We start from the raw sequence: 24265 nt of genomic DNA, 5'->3' as shown, positions 1-24265 counted from the left end.
GTTGTGGAACACGATGTGAAGATACCCATGCGGGACGGTGTGTTATTGAGCGCCGACCTCTACCGCCCGGAGACGGCCGGGGCGGTGCCGGTGCTCATCCGGCGGACGCCCTACGGGAAAGCGGGAAGCCCCGGCGGGGCCTCCGTCGACGGCCTGCGACTGGTCCGCTCCGGATACGCCCTGCTGGTGCAGGACGTGCGCGGCCGGTTCGCCTCCGGCGGCGCCTTCGAGCCCTACTGGAACGAGGCCGCGGACGGCGCCGACACCGTCGCCTGGGCGGTGCGGCAGCCGTGGTGCGACGGCTCGGCGGGCCTGTTCGGCCGGTCGTACGAGGGCATGGCCGCGCTGCTCGCGGCGAGCGAGCGGCCGCCGGGCCTGGGCGCCGTCGCGCCGCACGTGGCCGGTTCGGGGTTCGACGAGGGCTGGACGCGGCAGGGCGGCGCCTTCCAACTGGGCTTCCTCCTCTACTGGGTGCTGTACGACCTGCTGCTCAGCGGGGCAGGGCTGGCCGGGCCGGAGCTGGCCGAGGTGGCCGGCGCAGTCGACCGGATCGACGCGCTGTACACGGATCCGGACGCCGCCGGGGACCTCCTGGACCGGCTTGCGCCCTATTACCGGCAATGGCTCGAGCACCCTTCCGGCCACCCGTACTGGAAGCGTGCCGCACCGCGCGAGGCGTATTCGTCGATAAAAGTTCCGGTGTTGAATCTGACGGGCTGGTACGACATATTCCTCGCCGGTTCCCTGGAGAATTACCGGGGAATTCGGGAACAGGGCGTGGAGACGCGTCTGGTGGTCGGCCCCTGGTCCCATTGCGTCACCGGCGGCATCTTCCCGCAGCGCCGTTACGGGCTCGCCGCCGATGAGCGGGAGCTCGACGTCACCGGCCTGCACCTGGACCACTTCGACCGTCATCTGCGCGGGCGGCGGACCGGCGCGGCGGCCCCCGAGCCGGTACGGCTCTTCCTCACCGGCACCGACGAGTGGCGCACCTTCCTCGACTGGCCAGCCCCCGGCACGGAGGAGTACGTGCTCTACCTGGACGGCCGGCAGCTCACGCCCGGACCCACACCGCGGGCGGCCGGCAGCGACGCGATCCGCCACGACCCGGCCGACCCGGTGCCCACCACGGGTGGCGCCACCGCCCTGCCCGGCCAGTTCACCGGCGGCGACTGTGGCCCGCTCGACCAGCGCGAGGTGGAGCAGCGCGGCGACGTCCTGTGCTTCACCGGCGCACCGCTCACCGCCCCGCTGACCGTGGTCGGTGACACCGTCCTGACGGTGTACGTCACTCCGGACGCGGCGGGCGCCGACATGACCGGCAAGCTCGTCGACGTCTGGCCCGACGGCCGGGCGGAGTTGCTGTGCGACGGCATCCACCGGCTGGAGCCGGCGACGGCGCCGGGGGCGGGCGCCCCGCCGGCCCTCGATCGGCCGGTCGAGGTCACCGTCCGCCTCGGCGCGATCGGCCACGTGTTCCGCACCGGGCACCGCGTCCGTCTGGAAGTCGCGGCCAGCAACGCACCGCGCTTCGACGTCCATCCCCGGGTGGTCGCGCACCACACCGTCCACCGCGGCGGTGACCATCCCTCACGCCTGCTGCTGCCGCGTATCGTCGGCGGCTGACGCGCCGGCCGGGCCGGCGGCGTCCTGATGGAAGACCGACAGGTCGGTCACCTTCTCGATCCGCCGGCCTGCCTCCCAGTGCGCCCGACGCAGCCGCCGCAGCTGTGCCTTGGTCAGGCGGGTGCTGTGCTGTGGGATCGACCGCACCATACGCGCCCGCTTGGCCGAGGCCGGGTAGCGGTCCCGGACCCGGTAGGGGTCGTTGAGTAGGTGGTGCACGGTCCCCGTGTGGAAGGCGACCTTCAGCAGCGCGTAGTACGCCGCGGCCCCAGCGCCCTTGTCGCGGGCGCAGTGCACCAGCGTCCTGCTCGCCTCGTACAGCCGCCACAGCGCCGGCACGGCCGGCGTGGTGAACACCCCCGTTTCCTGGGCGATGCCCTCGCCGACGCCGTAGCGGAAGTAGCTGCGCATGTTCGCGAAGCCGTGCTGGGCGTCGTGGAAGATGCGGGCCTCGGGCAGGTACACCACCGGGATGCCGGCCAGCTGGAGCCGGAAGTCGAACTCCCGGTCCTCACACCAGTGGATGAGCTCGTCGAAGTGATAACCGCCGATACGGTCGACGATCGCCCGGTTGTAGATGAGCGGCGGGGACAGGGCGCTGACGTAGTCGCCCTCGTCGAACTCCCGCACCCGGGCGGTCAGTTTGCTGAACAATCCGTCCGACTCGCCGTACACCACCTGTCCCTTGACCACCGGGGCGGTCAGCACCGCGCGGACCATGGCCCGCACCACGCCGGGGGCGAAGGTGCAGTCGGAGTCCATGAGCAGCAGGTACTGCCGGTCGGTGGCGGCAGCGCCCGCGTTATAGGCCGCGCCCAGGTTGCCGACGTCGTCGATCTCGGTGACCGTCAGCGGCCGCGGATGCTCGGCGATCAGCTTCAGCACCGCGTCGCTGGGGCCGTTGAGCGCAAGCACGATCTCGACGTCCTCGTCGATCGACGCGATGCAGTCGGCGATCCGCAGGTCGTCGCGCAGGGCGATGACCACGGCGGTGCGGGCGATCCCCTTCTCGACTGCGGCCTCGCCCACCGGGTCGGTGGCCATCCCGTTCTCCCTCGTCTCGTTGGTGTGCGTGCCCGTGTGCACGCGGGTGTCCGTGCCGGTGCGCAGCAGTCCGCGCGGTCGTCGCCGGTGTCGTGGTCATTGCACCGGAGCCTTGAACCGCAGGGGCAGCGCGCGCAGCGTGCGCTCGGCGATCGCCTCGGCCTCGGCCGGCTCGTCGGCGTACGCGATCACCCCCGCCAGGACGTCGGCCCCGCCGCGGTAGGGCGGCACCACGGTGCCGGGCTCCATCTCGATGCCCCAGAAGACGTCGTGCACCCCCGCCCGGCGGGCGACGTCGCGCGGGTTGCCGACCCACTCCACCACCCCGCCGTCCGCCGGCAGGAACCGCTGTACCACCGCCCTGCCGCGCGTCGGACGCAGCTCGGAGAGCTCCAGTGGCCGGCCCAGCGCCAGACGCACCAGGTTGGGCAGCGGGTCCACCCCGGTGGCCAGCCGCATCACCTCGGTGGCGATGCGCGCACCGGTGAGCCGGCAGGTGATCTCCAGCAGCACCACCCGGCCGTCACGGGTGCGCAGGATGTCGGTGTTGATCACCGCCGGGTCCAGGCGCAGGGCCCGCGCGCCACGCCGCACGGTGTCGGTGACCTCCTCGATCTGTTCGGGGGTGAGCCGACTGGGGAGCGTGTCGCCGCCCTCGAAGAAGTACGGGGCGAACTCCTCCTTGCGCCCGTACTCCCGGTCGGCGAAACCGAACCGGTGCAGCTCGCCGTCGAGCATGAAGGCGGCCAGCGTGTGCTCGGTCCCCTCCAGGAACTCCTCGACGACGATCCGGCCGACGGGGCTGAGCCGCAGCGACTCGGCCGCCGTCTCCAGTACCGTCTCGGGCGACTCCACCTTCAGCACACCCAGCGAACCGGTCTGGTCGCTCGGCTTGATCACGGCTGGCAGGCCGACCTCGGCGACCACCCGCAGCGCCTCATCCACGCTCTCGGCGGTCCCGAACCGGGGGAGGTCCAGGCCCGCCTCGCGCAGGATCGCCAGCCGCCGGTCCTTGAGCGTGCAGCTGAGCGCCGTCTCCAGAGGCAGGCCGGGGCAGCCGAACCTGTGGGCCAGCACGCTGATCACCGGCGGGTTGTCGGCGCCGAGTGAGAACACGCCGTCCAAACGGTCGACGCCGGCCGCCGACAGCTCCACGAGGACCGCCGTGCTGTCGGTCGGGTCGCAGACCAGCAGCACGTCCGCCGCCGCTCGCGCCCGGTCGGTGGGCGTGTCGGTGACCACCACCAACTCCCGCTGGGGCGAACGTAGTTCGGCCAGCGAGTGATCCATCCCCGAACCGAGCCCGCATACCAGGAGCCGCTCAGTCACGGCCGCCTCCCGGCTTCTCGCCCCGCGACCCCGCCGCCCCGACGGCCGCGGGCGGGGTGTGCAGGCTCAGCACCTGGAACACCTCCGCGTGGCCCGAGCCCGCGGAGACGGCGCCCCGGTAGCGGGCCAGCCCCCGGATGCCCTCGTCCCAGGCGGCGTGGCGCAGCTGCGACACGTACGCGCGCATCGCCTCGACCTTGGTCTCGATCTGGCCGTCGATGTCCTCCGCGTACTGGAACCGGGCCATCGGTGCCCACACCTCGTACCCGAGCACCAGGTGCGGCGTCGGCATCGGCCGCTCGCGCGCCTCCTGGAAGAACTCCGACTGCGCCATCCAGAGCGCCTCGGTGGTCAGCTGGTGCACCATTCGGTGCTCGACGTCGTCGTCGTTGTCATGGGGCAGGTAAACCACCTGCGGCCGCACCTCCCGCATCACCCGCACCAGGTCCAGGTGCACGCGGCGGGAGAGCGCGAAGTCCCGTGACGGCTCGTCGAAGCGGATGCAGCGGTGCACGCCCAGCGTCTTCGCGGCGGTCTCCGTCTCGGCGGCGAACTCCGCGTCGGTGACCTCGTCGTCCAGGGCACTGCGCTCGCGCCCGATGACAATGACGACCGTCACTCGGGCGCCGTCCCGCACGTGTTTGGCGATGGAACCGCCGCAGCCGATGACGTCGTCGTCGGGGTGCGGCGCGACCACCAGCACATCGGTGACCCCGGTCACGACCGCACCTCCGGCACCTGCCGGGTCCAGGCCGCCCACTGCCCGGTCAGCTCGACGCCCTCGGCGAAGGGGGTGCGCGCGGCGAAGCCGAGCATGCGCTTGGCCTTGTCGTACCGGGCCCGCGCGGTCGAGCGGTACAGGTCCAGCTCCCAGTCCGGCACCGGGTCTCCGGCGCACTGTCCGGCCGGCTCGCCCAAGCCCCGCAGGGAGCGGATCGCGTCGAAGAACCGGCCCCAGCCGAGCGCTTCGTCGTTGCCGATGAGGAAGCGCTGACCGGCGGCCGCGTCCTCGCCGGCGGCCAGGAGCACCGCGTCCACCAGGTCGTCGACGTACACGGCGTTGCACATGCCGCTGTCCTCGCCCGTCGGCAGCGCGGCGAAGTCACCCTCCGCGCGCTGTAGCTGCGCGGTGGTCCACTGGCCGCCCCACGGCCCGAAGACCACGCCGGGCTGGAGCACGACGGTCTCCAGGTCGGGTCCGTGGGCGTTGAGGACAAGCCGCTCCGCGGCGAGCTTCTGCTGCTCGTACTCGCGGTCGGCAGGATCGGCCGGGCGAGCTGGCGACTCCTCGGTCAGCTCACCGGTGGTGCCGGGGTCGTAGACGTCGATGGTGCTCAGGTGCACCACCCGCCGGACGCCGGCGGCGCGGGCGGCGGCCAGGACGTTGGCGGTGCCCTCGACGGAGGCCGCCCAGCGGTCCGCCTCGTCACCGGCGCTGCCGAATGCGCAGTGCACGACGGTGTCGCACCCCTCGAAGGCGGCCCGCAGCCCGTCGGTGCCCAGCAGGTCGGCCTGGCGGAACTCCAGCCGATCCTGCGGCAGGACGGACAGCCGCGCGGCCCGGCCGAAGCCACGTACCACCGGCCGGACGCGGGCCTGCGTGCCCAGGGTCAGCCGCTCGACGACGCGGCCGCCGATGAAGCCGCTCGCGCCGGTGACCGCCACCGTGCGGCCGTCGAGCGCTGCGCCGTCGGCGTCGGGCGCGGCGCCGCGGGTGGTCCAGGGCTGGGTGGCGTCCTCGTGGGCGCCGCCGTAGCACTCCTGGATCAACTCGACGACGCGCAGACCGTCCTCGGGGCCGGAGTGCACGGCGGCGGTGCCGCGCACGGCCGCGGCGAAGTTGGCGAGCTGCTCGGTGAACAGCAGCTCCCACTCGCCCTGGGCGGGGGCCACCGCCTCCACGTCGCCCCGGTGCAGTTCCACGCCGTCCGAGGCGACCAGGGTGCACTCGCCGGCTGGGAAATCCGTACCGATGGTCACGGTCGCCTTGGTGCCCGTCACCCTGCAGGAGATGCCGAGGTCGCGCAGCCGGCTGAACTCGCAGTGCACGTCGACGGTGCCGAACCGCAGGTGGGCGCTCGCGTCGGTCTCCACGCCGCCGAGGGAGTTGTCCTCGTAGCGGACGACCTCCACGTCGGGGCCGAGCCACCACAGCAGCGCGTCGAAAACGTGGGAGGCGGTGTCGGTGAGCACCCCGCCGCCCGCGAGCCGCCGGTCGAACATCGACCAGGAGACCGGCTCCCAGGCGTACGGGTGGCCCTCCGCCCAGTCAACGCGCACCACGTCGCCCAGATCGCCGCCCTCGACGAGTCGCTTGACCCAGGCGTACGCGGGGAGGAGCCGCCGCGGATGGGCCATCGCGAGCAGCGGGGCCGAGGCGTCGGCGGCGAGGGCGACCAGGTGCCGTGCGTCCTCGACCGAGGTGGTCATCGGCTTTTCCAGCAGCACGTGCTTGCCGGCGGCGAGCAGCGACTCCACGGTCCGGGCGTGGACGGTGTGCGGGACGACGACCACGGCGGCGTCGAAGGCGTCCGCGGCCTCGGCCGGGTCGGTGGCGATCACCACCTTGTCGGCACCAGTCCCGCCGAGTTCGCGGTAGAGCTCGAGCGCGGCTTGCGCCTGGCGCGGGTCCCGGTCGATGAGTGCGGTCAGCTGCACGTCGCCCTTCAGCGGTGGCAGGGCGGGCACATGGCAGCCGCGGGCGGCGGCACCGCACCCGACGATGGCGAGGCGTACGGGAGGCATGGGTTCTCCAGGGTGTCGGAAGGGGGACGGTTCGGGAGGGGGTACGCCGCGGCACGGGGTCGCGCGGCGCGGGTCACGGCGCGTCGGCCGGGTGGTGCACCCAGACGTTGGGTTCGGCGTACGTTCCGTGACCGTCGTCGGCGACTCGCAGCGGCACCAGGCCGCCGGGCAGCGGGTAGTCGCCCGGACCCGGCAGCGGGTGTCCGAGGAACTCCTCCCAGCGGGAGACCGGCTGACGGATCACCAGGGACTGGTGGGCGATCCCCATCCGCCGGGCGCCGAGCTCCAGGTGCGTGCGCAGCCACGGGTCGAAGCAGCGGCCGTCGGGGTGGCGCCAGGCGGCGTACTCCTCGATCGGGATCAGCGGGTAGCGCGGCTTGCGCGTGGGCCGGACCGGGATGATCACCCCGCGCGGGCTCTGCTCGGCGGCCCTGGTGCGGACCTCGGTCAGCAGCCGCTCGGCGTGGCCGGCCGCCCGGTGCGCGGGGTCGACGGACACCGACAGCATGCAGACGGCGTCCGGGTGGTCCGGCGGGCCGTGGTCGACGGCCCGCACCAGGACCTCGTCACTGCCGGAAGGCAGTGACGAGGCAGTGCCGGCCCACCGCACCGGCAGCCCGTTGGCCGCCGCCACCAGCGTCCCGTCGCCGTCCACCAGGCAGAACTGGTGGGCGGGGTAGCGCTCGTACATCCCGTGCCAGCGCCAGTTGCCGGGGGACTCCCAGCTCATGAACGCGGGCATGTTGGCGCCGATCAGGGCGTCCACCTCGGGCAGCAACCACGAGTCGCGGGACAGGTCGGTGAGGATGAGTGCCACCGGTGCGCTCAGCCCAGCAGCCGGGTCTTGGCCGTGGCCCGCATCGGGCGGGAGCGCCGCAGGTCGGCGGTGACGCACACCCGCTTGAGCCAGCGGTCGGTGCCGTCGTAGCGGGCCTGGAACGGCAGGCGGCCGTGCACGGCCCGGTGGTTGTCGATGATGAGCACGTCGCCCTGGTCCGCGACCACCTCCCCCATCCCGGCGTCCACCACCTTGAACAGCGCGTCATAGGCACGACGGGCGTCGGCGTCGTCCGCCGGTACGGAGGTGAAGTACGGGTCCAGACGCATGTACGGCTCCTGCCGCGAGCCGTACAGCAGCGGGCCGAGCGGCCGCTCGTCAATCATCTTCTGGATCGTGGCGAACCGGATGGCCTCCTCCTCGGAGGTGATGGTGTTGTTCTTCGGCAGATGCGACTCGTCCGGCGCAATGTAGAAGCGCGGCTCGAAGAGGATGTCGATGTCGTCGTCGGACAGCGAGGACAGGTCCAGCTCGCCGACCGTGGTGGGCACGTGGTCGGGGTTGCGCAGCGCACCCAGGATCAGGTAGTCGCTGCGGTACGGGTGGAATGCGTCCTCGGTGTGCCAGGTCAGCAACTCCTTGCTGCCCATGCCGAGCTGGTCGTTCTCGTGCTGGCGGATCGGGAAGATGTCGTGCACGAGGTGGCCGTCCTGCTGCGTGGCCCAGCCGAAGGGCTCGCCCAGCAGCGCCGAGTACAGCATCAGCAGCAGCTCCTCGGGGAACTCCGGGCCGGGCCGCCGGCGGCCGCGCCAGTGCTCCGGCGTGGGCCCGATACGCTGCTGGTCGAACTCGTGCCCATGGACGACCACGTGGCCGTGGCGGTCGCCCAGCTTGAAGTCGCGCAGGAAGTGCTGCACGCCCAGCGGCAGCCGGGCCGCGAGCCGCGGCAGGTCGCGCAGCAGGACGGCGTCGCCGAAGGACGGGTAGGTGGCGGCCAATTCGAGGGTGAGCTGCGCGGTCGCGGCGGCCTCGTCGGGAGTGAGGGTGTAGCTGCGTGTGGACTGGTCGGTGAGGTTCGACATGGCCAACTCTCGCTGAGTGTCGGGGATGGATTTCTACTGCCTGCGGGCGGCTCCGGAGCCGGGCCGCGGGCCCTCGGGTGGTGCTGGGTGACGCGATGGTCCGTGAGGCGCGCGACAGCGGTCGTGCCGCGGCCGCTCAGGGCCGGGTGGTCTCGGCGACCGGGAGCGCCCCAGCCAGCAGCCGGGGAGTCGGACACCGGAGCAGGGCGCTCGCCCGCAGCCCGTCCGCCGCGGGGAAGGACTCGCGCAGCCCCGCGAGCAGACGCATGGCGAGCAGGGACTGCCCGCCATGCTCGAAGAAGTCGTCGTCGGGGCCGATCGCCGGCGCGTCCAGGACCTCGCGGAAGAGTTCCACGACGGTGGACAGCGGTTCGGCGCGGGCCTCCGGCTCGGCGGCCGTGCCCGGCTCCGGCACGCCGGGGCCGGTCGGCGCCTCGCATCCGGCCGGTGCAGCGAAGGCCACGCGTCCGGCGGGCACCGTGTCCGGGCCCTGGGCCCTCGCCGGACCTTCGGCCGTGTCCGGGAGTTTCCCCGGAACGCCGGCCCCCGCCGCGGTCGCCCAGTTGGTCAGCCGACGCTTGTCGACCTTGCCGTGCGGGTTCTTCGGCAGGACGGACACCCGGTACAGCACCCTGGGCACGGCCCAGTCGGGCAGATGCGCCGTCAGCTGCGCCACCAGCGCGTCCCTTTCCGCCCCTGTCAGGCGGACTGCCTCGCCGGGCAGCGGGGCGAGCCGCAGGTCGGCCGGGACGGTGAAGGCCCACAGCGCGGTTCCGGTTCGCGGGTCGGGGAACACCACGGCCTGGTCCACGGCCGGGTTCTCGCACAGGGTGCGCTCAACCCGGGCCGGCTCCAGCCGGTGGCCGCGGATCTTCACCTGGTCGTCGAGCCGGCCGAGGAAGACCAGGTTCCCGTCGGCGTCGATCCGGCCCAGGTCGCCCGTCGTGTACACGCGCGCCCCGGGGGCGGCGGACAGCGGGTCGGGTACGAACCGGCGGGCTGTGGCGGCCTCGTCGCCGAGGAAGCCGCGGGCCAGTAGCGGTCCGCCGATGTGGATCTCGCCGGACTCGCCCCGCGGCACCAGCCGCCCGTCGCGCCGGACGCTGATCTCCACGTCCCGCAGCGGCGTGCCGAGTGGAACCTCCTCGGCGTCGGCTGGGAGCAGGCCGGTGTAGAAGGTGGAGCTGACGGTGCACTCGGTCAGCCCGTACACGTGGGCCAACCGGGCCGGTTGCCGGGCCTGCCAATCCCGATAGGGCCGCGGGTCCATCCGCTCGCCGCCGACCACCACCAGGCGCAGTTTCGCCGGGGTGGTCAGGCCGCGCCCGTCGAGCCAGCGGGCGTACTCCAGCCAGTACTGGGTGGACAGCTCCACCACGGTGGTCCCCGTGCGGGCCATGGTGGTGTGCAGCTCCTCCGCGTCCAGGGCCTGGGTATCGGCCCGACACACCACGGCGGCGCCGGAGACGAGCGCCGGGAAGACCTCCTCGATCAGCACGTCGAAGCCCAGCGAGCAGACCTGGAGCCAGCGGTCCTCGACCGCCAGCTTTAGCCGCTCGGCGACCGCGACCGCGAATCGGCGCAGCGAGTCGCGTTCGATGACCGTGCCCTTGGGCTGCCCGGTGGACCCGGAGGTGAACACTACGTACGCGACGTCGCTGCCGGCCGCCAGCCGCGGGAGCGTGGAGCCGTCCGCCGTCCCGCCGCCGGTGTCGGCGGGCCCGGCCGGCACGTACGCCGCCGCCGGTGCGTGGGCGCCGTCGCCGAGCCACACGGCCGCCTGCGTACGGCGCACCAGCAAGTCCCGTGCGGCGGCGGGCAGCCGGTCGTCCAGGACGGTGAACCCGGCCCCGGCCTTCAACGCCGCGACCATGCCCAGCACCGTGCGGCCGGGGTCGGGGAACGCGAGGCCCACCAGCCGCCCGGGGCCGGCGCCCTGCGCGGCCAAGGAACCGGCCCAGGCGTTGGTCAGCCGGTCCACCGACCGGTAGGTCATAACCTGATCAGGTGTCACCAAGGCGACGGCCTCAGCGCGTTCCCGTACACAGAGGTACCACAGGTCCAGCACGTCGGGTTCTTCCACGGTGGTCACCGGGCGGCTCCGTGGGTGCGCAGGAACTCGGACAGCTTCGAGAGCCCGGCCCGAAAGCCCTCCTCCGGCCCGCCGAAGCCGAGGCGGGCGCCGTGCGGCTCGCCGAAGGCCGTACCCGGCACCAGGAGCGTGCGGTGGCGGGAGAGCAGCTCCAGGCAGAACCGTTCCACCGCCGCCGGTCCGGCCGCGGCCTCCTCCAGCTCGCGGAAGACGGGCGACGCGCACACCCCGCCCTCCGGCGGCGTCCAGTGCACGAGGTCCTCGTGCTGGGCCATCCACTCCGTGAGGTACACCAGGTTGCGCCGCGCCTCGGCCGCCCGTGTGCCGATCAGCACGTCGGCGTGGCGCATCGCCCGCTCGGCGACCAGCTCGACCAGTGGGGACAGGAAGAGCGTGGTCCGGTCGCGCAACGGGAAGACGGAGGTGATCAGCTCCGGCGGCGCGATGGCCCAGCCGACCCGCAGCCCCGGCAGACCGAAGGTCTTCGAGAAGGTGCCGTAGGACACCGTGTCGCCGCGGGTGGCGGCGGGGTCCGGGAGGACGTCCCAGCGGTGCGCGATCTCGCCGGTGGCGGCGTCCCACACCAGGGTCGCGCCGACGGCGGCGGTCCGCTCGGTCAGCGCCTTCAGGCCTTGCGGCGAGAGCGTGGCCCCGGAGGGGTTGTGCGGGAAGTTGACGATGACGGCCGTGGTCCCCGGCGTCACCAGGCCCTCCAGCACGTCCTCGTCGATCTCGCCGTCGCGCACGGCCGCGGCCGGCAACTCGACGAGATCGCAGCCCGCCGCCCGTGGGTAGTGGCCCAGCGAGTGGTAGATGCCCTGCTGGACGACGACCCGGTCACCGGGCCGCAGCATGGTGCCCAGCGTGAGCGCGATGGCCTCGCTGGAGCCGTGGGTGACGAGCACCCGGTCGGCGTCCCCGCCCGCGTACCGGTCGGCGATCGCCTGCCGGATGCCCGCGCCCCCCTGGGAGACACTGTCGTCCATGACGACGGCGTCCAGGTCCTCGGCCGGGATGCGGCACAGTTCACGTATCTCGGCGAAGGTGTACGGGTGGACGCCGCTGGAGCTGATGTCGTGGATGCCGGGGCCCAGGTGCCGGCGGTACCACTCCTCCAGCACCGGGGGGGCCTCACGCAGCGGACGTAGGCTGCTCATGGTTGTTCAACTGTCCCTTCTGCCCCTGACGGGTGTCCTGATGGGTGTCCCGCCACCAGCGCTGCCCGGCGAGCGGAAGCGTGTCGATGGGGTCGTAGTAGTGGTACGAGCCGCTGCGTGCCACGGGGTCCGCCGCTTCCAGCGGGGTCAGGTAGCTCTTGCTCCAGTGGGATATGCCGAGCTCACGGTCGTAGGAGTCGGCCTGCTCCACCCAGCGCTTGCCGGCCATCGGCACGTCGCACACGATGCGGGGCGTGGCGAAGCCGGGCAGGTAGCCCATGATCTGACGCTGAATCAACTGGGCGCGGTGCAGTGGCACCCGCCAGTGCTCGGCGTTGGGGATCATGTCGCACATGTAGAAGTAGTACGGCGTGATCCCCGCGTGGTCGCTGAGTGCGAAGCACAGGTCCAGCAGGTCGTGTGCGCTGTCGTTGACCCCGCGCATCAGCACCCCCTGGTTGCGCACCTCGTGCAGCCCCGCGCCCAGCAGCGCCCAGGCCGCCTCCGCCACCGAGGGCGTGATCTGCTGGGCGGCGTTGGCGTGGGTATGCAGCGCGATGCGCACCCCGCGGGACCGGGCCGTCCGTGCCACCCGCGCGACGCCCTCCAGCGCCGGACCGGACCGCCAGTGCTGGGGCAGTCCGACCAGTCCCTTGCTCGCCAGCCGGATGTCCCGGATCGACTCAATCTCCAGCAGGCCGCTGATGAAGCGCTCCAGGCGCGGCCAGGGCATGTTGGCCAGGTCGCCGCCGGAGACCACCACGTCCCGGATGCCGGGGGAGGCGCGCAGGTGCTCCAGGATGCGGTCGGCCCGGTCGGCCGGCTTCAGCTGGAGCTTGTTCTTGGCCACCTGGGGCGTGGAGTTGCCCACCAGGTCCATCCGTGTGCAGTGGCCGCAGTACTGCGGGCACGTCGACAGCAGCTCGGCCAGCACCTTGGTGGGGTAGCGGTGGGTCAGCCCCTCCACCACCCACATGTCCTGCTCGTGCAGCGAGTCCCGGCTGGCCATCGGATGCGAGGGCCACTGCGGGTGCCGGTCGGAGAAGACCGGCAGCATGTAACGGCGCACCGGGTCGTCGTAGAACGCCTTGGTGAGCTCGCCCGGACGGGCGGCGACCGCCTCCGGCGCCATGGTGTTGATCATCTGGGGCGGCAGCAGCACCGACATGGTGGCGCGGTGCAGCCGGTCCTGCTCCCAGTCCTCGTAGAAACGCTCGTCCAACAAGTCGCCCATGACCTCGCGCAGGCCCTTCGCGTCCTTCACGCAGTGTGCGCGCTGCCACTGGGGATCCGCCCACTCGGCCGCGGTGACGCCGCGCCACCCGGGCAAGCGCCGCCAGTCCGGCTCCACGAGTGGACGGCTGCGGTATTCGTAGGCGCCTTCCAGTGCTGCTGATTCCGTCTGGCTGCGTGCTGTGTCCACCGACCCGCCACCCAATCCCATCGGTTTCGGCCGTATCGCCTGCCGTCGATCTTGCAGAGGGCGAGGGGTTGTACACGACGGGTATTTGTACGGGGCGCAAGTGCCGAGTGCCCCTGTACAACTCGGGACCGCTCGGCAGGAAGCGGAAGCGTCCGGCCGGTGTTGAGAGGCGAGGGGACGGCCCTTCCGAACCCGTGCGAACGGCTCCGGGGCTGGCCGGAATTATCAGTTGATGAGTTGATGTGTATGTCGGTGGCATGTACCAATAGCCGCAGATCCGGTACGGAGGCCTCCCTGTTGGGATTCCAGCAGCCTCCGGCTGATCGTGCCGTCGGGGCCGGACACCGCTGACCACGGATGTACGGCCCGACGGGGACTGCGCGCTGTGCCGAGACAACTGATTACCAGGGGGAAATGTGCCCAGGCCAGAGCGTTTGCTGGACCCTTCCGCAGGACCACTGGAGGCATTCGCCCATGACTTGCGCACTTTACGGAGGCGGGCCGGGAACCCCTCGTACCGCACCATGGCGAAACGGGCGCACTACTCCGTAGCCACGCTCGCCGAGGCCGCCCGGGGACTGCACAAACCCTCCTTGAAGGTGACCCTCGCCTATGTGGCCGCGTGCGGCGGAGACCTGGAGTCGTGGTCGCGCCGCTGGAACAGCGTCAGCAGCGAACTGGAAGCATGCGACGCATCCGGACACGGGCGGCTGGGCGGCCCGGAGCGGAAACCTCCCGGCTCCGGCCGGCGCGGGGCCGGGTCGGGTGCCCGGGAGCGCGGCGCGGACGGGGACGCCGGGTGGGGCGCCGCCCTCGCAGCGGACCGCGCCCGCAACCAGGCCCGGGATAGGGACCGGAACCGCGTCCCGGTCCGCGGTCCCGACCGGAACCGGGTGCCGGACGATGTGGCGGCCCAGCACCGGGAGCCGGACAACGGACCGCCCCCGGACTGGGAACCGGACCGCGGCCCCGACCGGCTACCCGATCACGGCCGGGGGCGCCCCGGCACCTTCGCGCCCACCACCTCCGCGCACGGCCGCGGCACGGACGAACTGACCCTCGACGAACGGGCCGAGCTGCGCCGACTCCGCAGTGAGGTCGAGGAGCTGCGGCGCGCGAACGAGGTGCTGAAGGCGGCGTTCGCGATCTTCGCCGCGGATCTCCGCACAACGTCGAAGGTGGTGTACAACTCGGCAGGTCGACAAGATCGGTTGGCGTGACCGGTGCACCCCGCGCCCACTGAGCCAGGGTGCCTCGGACGATCCCGACCGACCTTTGGGGACTGACCATGCGTGTGCTCGGAGTCAACGGCTGGCCCGGGGCCAGCCACGACGGTGCTGCCTGCCTCGTCGTGGACGGCGAAGTGATCGCCCTGGCCGAGGAGGAACGCTTCACCCGGAACAAGCACGCCTACGGAGAGGCGCCCCTCAACGCCGCCGCCCACTGTCTCGCGGAGGGCGGTCTCACCCTGGACGACATCGACGTCGTCGCCCACGGGTGGGACCTGCCCAAGCTTTTCCGCGACCGGGACCTGGACTGGTTCGCCGACGACGCCGCCGCGCTGGAACACTTGCTGCCCAAGGCGCTGTTCCCGCGCACCCGCGACCCGCGGCTGACGTTCGTCAACCACCACATCGCCCACGCCGCCAGCGCCTACCACCTCTCCGGGCGGGACCGCGGCGCCGTGCTGGTACTCGACGGCCAGGGCGAGGACGTGAGCACCACCCTCGCCGTCGGCATCGACGGCGAGATCAAGACCTTGCGCACCTACACGCCCGGCTGGTCACTGGGCTACTTCTACGCCGCGGTCTGCGAGTACGCCGGCCTCGGTTCCGACGCGGCCGGCAAGATGATGGGCCTGGCCTCGTACGGCACCCCCCAGGACCTCACCTTCGGAGGGGCCTTCGGTTTCACGGACGAGGATTTCACCATCGGCGTCGTCCCACCGGACCTGCGCTCCACCGGCAGCACCGACGAGGAGACGGCCACCATACGGCACTGGCTGAGGCACCTGGAGAAGGTGCTGCCGGACGCCCCCAACCGCTCCGCCCGCTGCTTCGACCCCCGCGTGGGCCGCTACACCAAGGTCACCGACCGGGACCCGTTCGAGTACCGGGACATCGCGGCCACGGCCCAGGCAGCGCTGGAGCGCGCGGTCATGGCCCTCGTGCGCACCCTGCTCCGGGAGAGCGGCGAGACCACGTTGCTGATCGCGGGCGGTGTCGGTTTCAACGCCACTCTCAACGGCAAGCTCATGCGCATGCCCGAGGTCCGGGACCTCTTCGTCCAGCCCCTCGCCGGCGACCAGGGCGTCTCGCTCGGCGCGGCGGTCTGGGTCGCGGCCCAGGAGGGCGACCGGATCCAGCCCATGAAGGGCTCGGTGGCCTGGGGCCCGCAGTGGAGCCCGGACGAGATCCGCCGGGTCCTGGAGGCCTCCGGCGCCGCCTACACCGAACCCGCGGACATCGCCGCCGCGACCGCGGACGTCCTGGCCGCCGGCGGAGTCGCCGGCTGGTTCCAGGGCCGGGCCGAGGGCGGTCCCCGCGCCCTCGGCCACCGCAGCATGGTCGCCGTGCCGAACCCCGAGCAGACCCGCGACCGGGTCAACGTCCGCATCAAGGACCGTGAGGCGTGGCGGCCGTTCGCCCCGAGCATGCAGGAGGAGGCGGCCGAGGCACTGATCGGCACCACCACCCCGCTGCCGTACATGATCGTCACCACCCCGGTTACCGAGGCCGGAGCCGCCGTCATGCCCGCCGTGGTCCACAGCGACCGCACCACCCGGCCGCAGACGGTCGCCGCCGACGTCGACCCCCTCTATCACCGGCTCATCGGCAAGGTCGGCGAGCGCACCGGCACCGCCGTCATACTGAACACCTCCTTCAACGGCCGCGACGAACCGGTCGTCTGTAGCCCGCGCGACGCCCTCGCCACCTTCCACCGGCTGCCGATGGACGCCCTGGCCCTCGGGCCGTTCCTGGTGCGCCGCCCCGACGGCGCCCTGGGCGAGGCCGGCGCATGACCGCCCCGGCCCGCCCGCACCTCGGTACCGCCGCGGACGCAGGCGCCCCCGCGCGGGCCGGCGCCGCGACCCCGGGGGCCGACCACAACGGCCAGAACGGTGTGGCGGAGGGGAACGCCCGCCAGGCCGACTCCACCGGCCCGGCCGGCCCCAGCGCCGAGGAGATCCACGCCCGGCTCGACGCCTGGCTCGCCGACACCGTACTCGCGCCGGAGGCCGATCTGTCGGTCCCGCTGTTCGACCTCGGCGTCGACTCCCTCGACCTCATCCGCACCGCCCGCCGCATCGAGGCCGCCTTCGGCGTCCGCGTGCAGCTACGGGAGCTGGCCGCCCCGGAGATGACCACGGCCCAGCTGGCCGCGCTGGTCGCCGAACGCGCCGCCCGCCGCCGTACCGCCGACGCCGCGCCACCCGGCGTCGGCCACGGCCCGGTCCTGCTCACCCCTCCGCAGGAACAGGCCTGGGAGGAGCAGACCGGCGACCGGGGCCACTGGAACCAGGCGCTGCTCCTCACTACCCGGGCGGGTCTTGACGCCGAGCTGTTCGCCGAGGCCGTCCGCCGCCTGGTCGTCGGGCACGCCTCGCTGCGCCTGGCCGTCGAGGCGCCCCCGGCCCGGCGGCCCCAGCAGGTCGTGGCGGCCATCGCCGCCGACGGCCCGCCCGCCGAGGCCCTGGGCCCGGTGCTGGACACGATGGACGTCTCCGAACTCGTCGACACTGAACTGCCGGCCGCGATCACCCTGCGCTGCGCGGTCGAACAAGAGGCCCTTAACCCGCGGACCGGACCTGTGGCCCGGTTCGTCCGCTTCGACGCGGGCCCGACCCGTCCGGGGCGGCTGCTGATCGTCATCCACCAGATCGCGTTCGACATGGTCTCGTGGTCCGTCCTCCTGGAAGACCTCGAGGAGCTGTACACGGCGCTCGAAGCCGGCCGAGACGACGCCTGGTGCGCCGAGGGCACCTCGTACCCCGAGTGGGCTCAGGCGCTCGCCGCCCACGCACGCACCCCCGAGGCCGAGGCGGAGGCCGAGTGGTGGACCGACGTGGTCAGCACCCCCGCGACCATCCCGCTGGACCACGCCGTCACCGACCCGAGGGCCGCCAACACCGCTCACACCGCCGCGACCTACCGCGAGGAGTTCCCCCGGGGGCTCACCGCCCGCCTCCACACGGCGGCCCGCGCCCACCGCGCCCACCCCGGCGACCTTGTCCTGCACGCCCTGGGCGAGACGCTGGCCGACTGGCTCGACGAGACGGCGGTCCGGGTGGACATCCTGCGGCACGGGCGCGAGGAGGCCGTCGGCGACACCCATCTGGCCCGTACCACCGGTTGGTTCACCACCACCGTGCCCGTCCGCATGGACCTGGCCCCCGGCAGCGCGGCCGAACGGCTCGCGCTGACGGTCGGCCACCTCGCGGCTCTGCCCGGCGGCGGAGTGGGGTACGGCGCGCTCAGCCGCCATGGCCGACCGCGCATCGCGGCCGCCCTGCGCGCCGCCCCGCTCAGCGATGTCTCCTTCGACTTCGAGGGCGACGACGCGGACGCCCTGCCGCTGCGCACCGTGCTGCCGGACATGGCACCGGAACCCGTCGGCGACATCACCGCCCCACACTGGACCCGGCCCCACCTCATCGAGGTGATCGCCACGACGGACGACGAGGTACTGCGCGTCGAGTGGTGGTACTCCACCGCCCTGCACGACGAGGCGACGGTACGCGACCTCGCCGCCCGCCACCGGACCGCCCTCACGGCCCTCCTCGACACGGCGGGAGCCGACGCGGCCGGCACACGCGGCAGCTGAACACCCCACGGACGAACAAGAGAAGACACCCTGCCATGACCTTGCCCAGCGTGCTCGACCCCTTCTTCGCCATCGCCCGCTCCGACCCCGCCCGGCCGGCGGTCACCGACAACGGAATGACGGTCGGATACGGCCAACTGGCCGGCTGGGCCGGAGCGGTGGCCGACCTGGTCGCCATGCGTACACCCGGTCCGCACCCGCCCGTGGCCATCACCCTGCACCACAGCGTCCGCGACATCGCCGCCGTCCTCGGCACGCTCGCGGCCGGACGCGGCTACGCGGCGGTGCCCGACGACCCCGCCGGCTACACCGACGAGGCCCTGCGCGCCCTCGGCGTCCGGGAGCTGGTCGCCACCGCCGAGACCGACCGGTTGCCCGCCGTCGACCGCGTTCTGCGCCCCCACTGGGGCGCCTCCCGCGCCCCGGTCCGGGACCGCGGCGAGCCGGTCGGCGCCGACGATCCCGCCTACGTGCTGTTCACCTCCGGCTCGACCGGTGCTCCCAAGGCCGTCGCGGTCCCGTACCGCGCGCTGCACGCCGTGCTCCCGCACCTGCGAAAACTGTACGCAGTCGGCCCGGACACCATCTCCCTCAATTTCACCCGCGCTGACGGCGACACCAGCCTGGAAGAGATCCTGCCGCCCCTCTTGGCCGGCGGGCTCGTCGTCCTGGACGGCGACGCCGAGGCGAACCTCGACCGCGTCCTCACCGACAACGAGGTCACCCTGATCAACCTGCCCGTCGACTACTGGCACATCTACACCGGCCACCTGCTGGAGACCGGCCGGAAACTCCCCGGCACTCTGGAGACCGTCGTCATCGGCGGCGAGGCCGTCCGCCCCGACATGCTGGAGCGCTGGCACCGCCTCGGCGCCGACCACGTCCGTCTCCTCAACACCTACGGATCCACCGAGACCGCGCTCGTCACCCACAGCGCCGTCCTCGCCGGCCCCGGTGCCGAACGCCCGGCCGCCGACGACCCGTTCGCCGACGGCGTCCCGATCGGCCGTCCGCTGCCGTCCGTACGGCAGGCCGTGGTGCCCCGCCCGGAGGCGCCCGACGTTCCCGGCGAGCTGCTCGTGGCAGGGCCCCAGCTCGCCCTCGGCTACCTCGACGACCCCGACCGCACGGCCGCCCGCTTCGTCGAGGCCGACTTCGGCGACGGCATTACCCGCTGGTACCGCACCGGCGACCTCGTCCACGAGACCGCTGACGGCACCCTCGTCTTCCACGGCCGCATCGACCAACAGGTCAAGATCCGCAGCCACCGGGTGGACCTGCTGGACGTCGAGGAGGCCATCGGCCGACTCCCCGGCGTGACCGCCGTCGCAGCCGCCTCCCACGCCAAGGGCGAGCACACCGTGCTCGTCGCCTTCGTGGTCGTCGCCCCCGACGGCACCGCGCCGGAGGATGGCGGCGTCCCGGCCGAACCCGCCGCGCTGCGCGCGCACCTGCGTGCCACGCTCCCTCCGTACCTCGTCCCCGACCGGATCGTTGCGGTCCCCGAACTGGCGCACACCCGCACCGGCAAGGTCGACCGCGCGGCCACCCGGGACCGGTACCTGTGACCAACCGGTGCTTCGACGCCTCGGTGGCCCCCGCCTCCTTGCCCGAGGCGGACGTGCGGGGCCCCTGGGCCTACCTGTGGTGGTTGGTGCGAATCCGGCCCTGGCCGTTGATGCTCAGCGGCGTGCTCGGTGCCGTCTGGATGGTCCCCCTCGCGCTGATCCCGCTCGTCATCGGAAGGGCCATTGACGAGGCCGGCCAGGGCAGTGGCCAGGCCGGCCTGTACCTGTGGTCCGTGCTCGCGCTGGTCCTCGGCATCGTCCAGGCCCTCGCCGGCGCCGGCCTGATCCAGGCGGCCGTGGGCGCCGAGGCGCACGCCCTGTCGCACACCCACCGCGTACTGATGCGGCACGTGGTCCGGCTGGGCGCCACTCTGCGCGGCAAGGCCCGCTCCGGCGACGTGGCCGCCTCGGCCGCCGCCGACGTCGAAAGCATCGGCAACGCCTTCGAGGTGGTCGGCCGCACCATCGGCGCGATGTTCGCCGCCGTGCTCGTGGCCGTGGCCCTCACCGCCACTTCGCCAGTGCTTGGGCTGGCCGTGCTCATCGGCGTTCCGGCTGCCGTCCTGGGCATCGGACCGCTGCTGCGGCCGCTCCAGGAGCGCGACGAGGCCCAGCGCGAGCAGATGGGCATCGCCACCTCCCAGGCCGGCGACATCGTTGCGGGCCTGCGGATCCTGCGCGGCATCGGCGGCGAGGCCGGTTTCGCCGAGCGCTTCCGCCGCACCAGCCAGGAGGTGCGGCGTGCCGGCGAGTCGGCCGGCCGGATGGAGGCCTGGCTCCAGGCGGCGGGGGTCTTCCTGCCAGGCCTCGTCACCGTCGGCATCGTCTGGCTTGGTGCCCGCCTCGCCGTGCAGGGCACCATCACCGCTGGCGAACTGGTCGCCTTCTACGGCGCGTCGGCCTTCCTCACCCTGCCGGTGAGCACCGCGACCGAGGCCGCCGAAACGCTCAGCCTGGCCAAGGTCGCCGCCGGCCGGGTCTGCACCCTGCTGCGCCTCACCCCCGAGACCACCCAGCCCGCGCACCCCGAGCCGCTGCCGCCGGGACCGCTCTCGCTGGCGGACGCCCACACCGGCATCGCCGCCGAGGCCGGACAGCTCACCGTGGTCGTCGGCCCCGCCGACCGCACCGGGAACCTCGCTGACCGGCTCACCCGCCCCGGCGGGTCCGGCGACGGCACCCCGGCCGTGCTGCTCGGCGGCATCCCACTCGACCGGGTGGACCTCGCCGAACTGCGCTCCCGGGTGCTCCGGTCAGGGCCGGCCGACACCCTGTTCAGCGGCACCGTACGGGAGGAGCTGACCGGGGCGGCCGTCCGCTCCCCACAGGACTTGGACCACGTGCTTTTCACCGCAGACGCCGACGACGTGGTCGAGGCGCTCCCTGCCGGCCTGGACACCCGCCTCGACGAGGGCGGCCGGGCCCTGTCCGGCGGTCAGCGCCAGCGCCTCGTCCTCGCGCGGGCCCTGCTCGCGGCCCCCAACGTCCTGGTGCTGGAGGACCCGACCTCCTCCGTCGACGCCCACACCGAGGCGCGGGTGGTCGAACGGGTGGCCGCCGCCCGCGCGGGTCGCACCACCATCGTGTTCAGCGACAGCCCGCTGTGGCGCGGAGTCGCCGACCGAGAGGTCCGCCTCGATGCGGACCACGTCCCCGGCAGCCCCGACCGCTCTGCAGGAGTGCCCTCGTGACGACGACCCCAACCCAGGCTTCCGCCGGCGCCGCCCCGGCCCCGCCTCCCTGCCCCGCGCCCGACGGGCCGCCGGGCCGCGCCGAGGCGGGTCGGCTGCCGCTGGCCGACCGGGCCGACGTCCGCGTCTGGATCGTTGCCTTCCTCCGTGGCGAGGCAGCCCGGCTGCTCCTCACCTTCACGCTGTTCGCCGCCGCTCTCGTGGCGGGCCTCGTCGGCCCCCGGCTTCTCGGCCACCTGGTCGAGTCCGTCAAGGTCGGCACCACCACCGGCCGAGTCGACCTGCTCGCCCTGGCCTTCGTCGCCATCCTCGGCGCCCACGCGCTGCTCGCCCGGGCGGCCCGCACCCAGGCCACTCTGCTCGGCGAGCGCGTCCTGGCCCGAACTCGCGAGAACTTCGTCCGCAGAGTCCTCGGGCTGCCGCTGGCGGAGGTGGAGAGCGTCGGCACCGGCGATCTCCTCAGCCGCGCCACCACCGATGCAGACCGCCTCAACGAGAGCATCCGGCAGGCCGCCCCGCGCATCGCGTTGGCCGCCGTCACCCTGGTGTTCACCGTCGCGGCGATCCTGCTGACCTCGCCCCTGCTCGCGCTCGGGCTGCTGGCCGGGATACCGTTCGCCGCCCTGTCGACCTGGTGGTACCGGCCGCGCGCCACCCGCGCGTACGGGCGGCTGCTCGCCCAGGAGGCCGACGTGCTGGCCGTCACGCACGAGACCGCCCGTGGTGCCGCCACCGTCGAGACTTTAGGGCTCGGACCCCGCCAGGTGAAGCGCCACGGCGCGGCCGTCGACCAGGTGGTACGCACCCGACAGCGCACCACCTGGCTACAGACGATCTGGTTCCCCAGCCTGGACCTCGCCACCATGGTGCCGATGGCGCTGACCCTGCTGATCGGTGGGCTCGCCTACCAGCGGGGTGCCGTGGGGCTCGGCGAGCTGACCGCCGTGGTGCTGTACGTACAGGCGCTCGGCGAGCCCCTCAACGACCTGCTGACCTGGACCGACGAACTCCAGATCGGGAACGCCGCGCTGCGCCGGATCCTGGGCGTGGACCGGCTGCCGCCCGAGGATCCGCGGCCGCCGGCGGTCACTGAGGGGCACGCCATCCGGCTGGAAGGGGTCGGCTTCGGCTACGGCCCCGGCCGCGAGGTCCTGTCCGGCATCGACCTCGACATCGGCCCCGGCGAGCGCCTGGCTGTGGTCGGCGCCTCGGGTGCGGGCAAGACCACCTTCGGCAAACTGCTCGCCGGCGTGCACCATCCCACCCGGGGGACCGTACGCATCGGCGGCGCCGAGATCAGCACCATGCCGGTGGACCAACTACGGCGTGAGATCGTGCTCGTCACGCAGGAGCAGCACGTGTTCACCGGCACGGTACGGGACAACCTCACCCTGGCCCGTGAGGAGGCTCCGCCGGACGAGCGGCTGTGGGAGGCGCTGGAGACCGTCCTGCTGACGGACTGGGCGCGCGCGCTCCCCGACGGCCTCGACAGCGAGATCGGCCCGGGCGCCGCTCCGGTGTCCCCGTCGGCTGCCCAGCAGCTGGCACTGGCCCGGCTGCTGCTGTCCGACCCGCACGCGCTGGTCCTGGACGAGGCCACGGCGCTACTGGACTCCACCGCATCCCGCCGGGTCGAGCGTTCGCTCGCGGCGCTGATCGAAGGCCGCACAGTGATCTCCATCGTGCATCGCCTGGACTCGGTGCGGTACGCCGACCGCATCGCGGTCATGGACCGTGGCCGGATCGTCGAGCTGGGCAGCCACGAGGAACTCCTGGCGGCGGACGGTGCCTACGCGTCTCTGTGGCGCTCTTGGCAGGCGGCCCGGCACTCGGACCCGGCGGCGGTGCAGCAACCACGGGAACGGCGCTGACCGGACACCGCAGCGGCCGGTGGCCCGCCGGGCACTGATCGCCGGAGCGCTCGTGCGGCGGCGTCCTGTACCGCCCGCCGAAGGGCGTGGGCGGGGAGGGAGGCCGGGCACCGGCCTGGGGGCAACCCCGGTCGAGATGTCGCTGGCTCGGCTGAAGGAGGCGCTTGACCGGGCAGTGACACGGGGCCTGGTCCGGGTGAACGTTGCTCGTGAGGTGACCGTTCCCCGTAAGGCGCGCAAGGCAGAGCGCAGGGCCAGGGCCGCAGTGCCGCAGTGCCGCAGTGCCGCCGTGGAGCGTCCCGGAAGTGCGCGCCCTTGTTCGTGCGATCGCAGGTGACCGCCTGCAGGCACCGTTCCTCCTGGCCTTGATGGGCCTTCGGCCGGGGGAGAGCTGTGGCTTGCGCTGGGCGGACGTCGACCTGGACGAAGCCACGGTGTCCATCACCAACACCCGGACGGTGATGGGGAACGACATCGTGGTGGAGAAGGACGCCAAGTCGCTCGCTGGTGAGCGGCAGCTTCCTCTACCAGATCCGGTTGCGGCTGCCTTGACCGCGTTCCGGGCTGCTCAGGCAGACGAGAAGACGGCGGCGGGTCAGGTGTACGAAGACAGCGGCTGCGTTCTCGTGGATGCTCGGGGCAGGGCGCTCAACGGGCGGCAGCTGCGTGAGCGGGCCTACAAGGTCATGGACCGCGGCGGGCTGCGCCGGGTCCGTCTGTACGACGCACGTGCGAGCTGCCTGACGTACCTGGCGAACCACGGGGTCCCGGACCACCTGCTAGCCCGCTGGGCCGGCCACGCCGACGTCCGGACCACGAAGCGCTGGTACGTGAAGCCGGATGTGGAGGACCTGCGGCCGACGGCGGACACGTGGGGAGGTCTGGCGAGTGGCTCCGCCCCCGTTCACGAAGAGAATGTGAGATGTGGGAGCGTGAACGGGTGAGTGAGAAGAACGTCGACAGCATGCAATACCGCTTTGACGGGCCGGAACAGGCCCCGGTCCTCGTCATGGGGCCGTCCCTCGGTGCTACATG

The 24265-nt window shown here is 72.9% G+C and carries 17 protein-coding genes; 8 read left to right on the top strand and 9 right to left on the bottom strand.

Annotation, left to right across the window (positions count from 1 at the left end):
• The first annotated feature begins 15 nt into the window (after positions 1-15).
• Complete coding sequence (locus D1J63_RS06490; protein ID WP_241235525.1) at positions 16-1626, top strand: CocE/NonD family hydrolase; 1611 nt, start codon at positions 16-18, stop codon at positions 1624-1626.
• Here the strand turns inward: D1J63_RS06490 and D1J63_RS06485 are convergent.
• From D1J63_RS06485 to D1J63_RS06445, 9 genes are all read right to left on the bottom strand, one after another.
• Positions 1591-2712 carry a glycosyltransferase gene (locus D1J63_RS06485; RefSeq protein WP_241235524.1) on the bottom strand — a complete coding sequence of 374 codons (1122 nt, stop codon included), beginning with the start codon at positions 2710-2712 and terminating at the stop codon, positions 1591-1593. The two genes, D1J63_RS06490 and D1J63_RS06485, sit on opposite strands and share 36 nt — an antisense overlap.
• 54 nt (positions 2713-2766) lie before the next feature.
• Positions 2767-3960, bottom strand: coding sequence for an ATP-grasp domain-containing protein (locus D1J63_RS06480; RefSeq protein WP_232249213.1), 1194 nt, complete (start codon positions 3958-3960; stop codon positions 2767-2769).
• 31 nt (positions 3961-3991) lie between these two features.
• The gene (locus D1J63_RS06475) at positions 3992-4720 is read right to left on the bottom strand and encodes a PIG-L deacetylase family protein (RefSeq protein WP_240798580.1); all 729 of its coding nucleotides are present in this window, start codon (positions 4718-4720) and stop codon (positions 3992-3994) included.
• Entirely contained in the window at positions 4717-6744 is a 2028-nt protein-coding gene (locus D1J63_RS06470) for an NAD-dependent epimerase/dehydratase family protein (protein ID WP_125628112.1), read from the bottom strand. Before D1J63_RS06470 ends, D1J63_RS06475 begins: the two co-directional genes overlap by 4 nt.
• 73 nt (positions 6745-6817) lie before the next feature.
• Positions 6818-7561, bottom strand: a complete 744-nt coding sequence (locus tag D1J63_RS06465) for a hypothetical protein (RefSeq protein WP_125628111.1) — start codon at positions 7559-7561, stop codon at positions 6818-6820.
• Between the two features lie 8 nt (positions 7562-7569).
• On the bottom strand, positions 7570-8604 hold the full coding sequence (vioC, locus tag D1J63_RS06460) for an arginine beta-hydroxylase, Fe(II)/alpha-ketoglutarate-dependent (RefSeq protein WP_125628110.1): 1035 nt from the start codon (positions 8602-8604) through the stop codon (positions 7570-7572).
• A 136-nt stretch (positions 8605-8740) separates the two neighbouring features.
• Entirely contained in the window at positions 8741-10696 is a 1956-nt protein-coding gene (locus tag D1J63_RS06455; RefSeq protein ID WP_125628109.1) for a non-ribosomal peptide synthetase, read from the bottom strand.
• Complete coding sequence (gene vioD, locus D1J63_RS06450) at positions 10693-11853, bottom strand: capreomycidine synthase (protein ID WP_232249211.1); 1161 nt, start codon at positions 11851-11853, stop codon at positions 10693-10695. Before vioD ends, D1J63_RS06455 begins: the two co-directional genes overlap by 4 nt.
• On the bottom strand, positions 11828-13276 hold the full coding sequence (locus tag D1J63_RS06445) for a lysine 2,3-aminomutase (RefSeq protein ID WP_240798581.1): 1449 nt from the start codon (positions 13274-13276) through the stop codon (positions 11828-11830). Before D1J63_RS06445 ends, vioD begins: the two co-directional genes overlap by 26 nt.
• 524 nt (positions 13277-13800) lie before the next feature.
• Here D1J63_RS06445 and D1J63_RS37060 point away from each other — a divergent pair.
• From D1J63_RS37060 to D1J63_RS06405, 7 genes are all read left to right on the top strand, one after another.
• Positions 13801-14496, top strand: coding sequence for an XRE family transcriptional regulator (locus tag D1J63_RS37060; protein ID WP_241235523.1), 696 nt, complete (start codon positions 13801-13803; stop codon positions 14494-14496).
• Positions 14497-14564: 68 nt separating this feature from the next.
• Positions 14565-16298, top strand: coding sequence for a carbamoyltransferase C-terminal domain-containing protein (locus tag D1J63_RS06430; protein WP_125628108.1), 1734 nt, complete (start codon positions 14565-14567; stop codon positions 16296-16298).
• Positions 16295-18100, top strand: coding sequence for a condensation domain-containing protein (locus D1J63_RS06425; protein WP_125628107.1), 1806 nt, complete (start codon positions 16295-16297; stop codon positions 18098-18100). Before D1J63_RS06430 ends, D1J63_RS06425 begins: the two co-directional genes overlap by 4 nt.
• A gap of 35 nt (positions 18101-18135) precedes the next feature.
• Positions 18136-19668, top strand: coding sequence for an AMP-binding protein (locus D1J63_RS06420; RefSeq protein ID WP_125628106.1), 1533 nt, complete (start codon positions 18136-18138; stop codon positions 19666-19668).
• Positions 19665-21359 (top strand): ABC transporter ATP-binding protein, encoded by a 1695-nt coding sequence (locus tag D1J63_RS06415; protein ID WP_125628105.1) that lies wholly within the window; start codon positions 19665-19667, stop codon positions 21357-21359. The genes D1J63_RS06420 and D1J63_RS06415 overlap by 4 nt, the downstream gene beginning before the upstream one ends.
• Entirely contained in the window at positions 21356-23230 is a 1875-nt protein-coding gene (locus D1J63_RS06410) for an ABC transporter ATP-binding protein (protein ID WP_240798582.1), read from the top strand. Before D1J63_RS06415 ends, D1J63_RS06410 begins: the two co-directional genes overlap by 4 nt.
• Positions 23231-23535: 305 nt before the next feature.
• Entirely contained in the window at positions 23536-24174 is a 639-nt protein-coding gene (locus D1J63_RS06405; RefSeq protein WP_241235522.1) for a site-specific integrase, read from the top strand.
• Positions 24175-24265: the final 91 nt, after the last annotated feature.

The organism is Streptomyces sp. KPB2, from assembly GCF_003950055.1.
GTDB classification, from domain to species: Bacteria; Actinomycetota; Actinomycetes; order Streptomycetales; family Streptomycetaceae; genus Streptomyces; species Streptomyces salinarius.
This window is presented reverse-complemented; position numbering and strand designations above follow the sequence as displayed.

Bases quoted from the DNA above. Each gene is read 5' to 3' on its own strand.
- D1J63_RS06425 (WP_125628107.1), top strand. From the start codon at position 16,295: ATGACCGCCCCGGCCCGCCCGCACCTCGGTACCGCCGCGGACGCAGGC.
- D1J63_RS06470 (WP_125628112.1), bottom strand. From the start codon at position 6,744: ATGCCTCCCGTACGCCTCGCCATCGTCGGGTGCGGTGCCGCCGCCCGC.
- D1J63_RS06420 (WP_125628106.1), top strand. From the start codon at position 18,136: ATGACCTTGCCCAGCGTGCTCGACCCCTTCTTCGCCATCGCCCGCTCC.
- vioC (WP_125628110.1), bottom strand. From the start codon at position 8,604: ATGTCGAACCTCACCGACCAGTCCACACGCAGCTACACCCTCACTCCC.
- D1J63_RS06480 (WP_232249213.1), bottom strand. From the start codon at position 3,960: ATGGATCACTCGCTGGCCGAACTACGTTCGCCCCAGCGGGAGTTGGTG.
- D1J63_RS37060 (WP_241235523.1), top strand. From the start codon at position 13,801: ATGGCGAAACGGGCGCACTACTCCGTAGCCACGCTCGCCGAGGCCGCC.
- D1J63_RS06430 (WP_125628108.1), top strand. From the start codon at position 14,565: ATGCGTGTGCTCGGAGTCAACGGCTGGCCCGGGGCCAGCCACGACGGT.
- vioD (WP_232249211.1), bottom strand. From the start codon at position 11,853: ATGAGCAGCCTACGTCCGCTGCGTGAGGCCCCCCCGGTGCTGGAGGAG.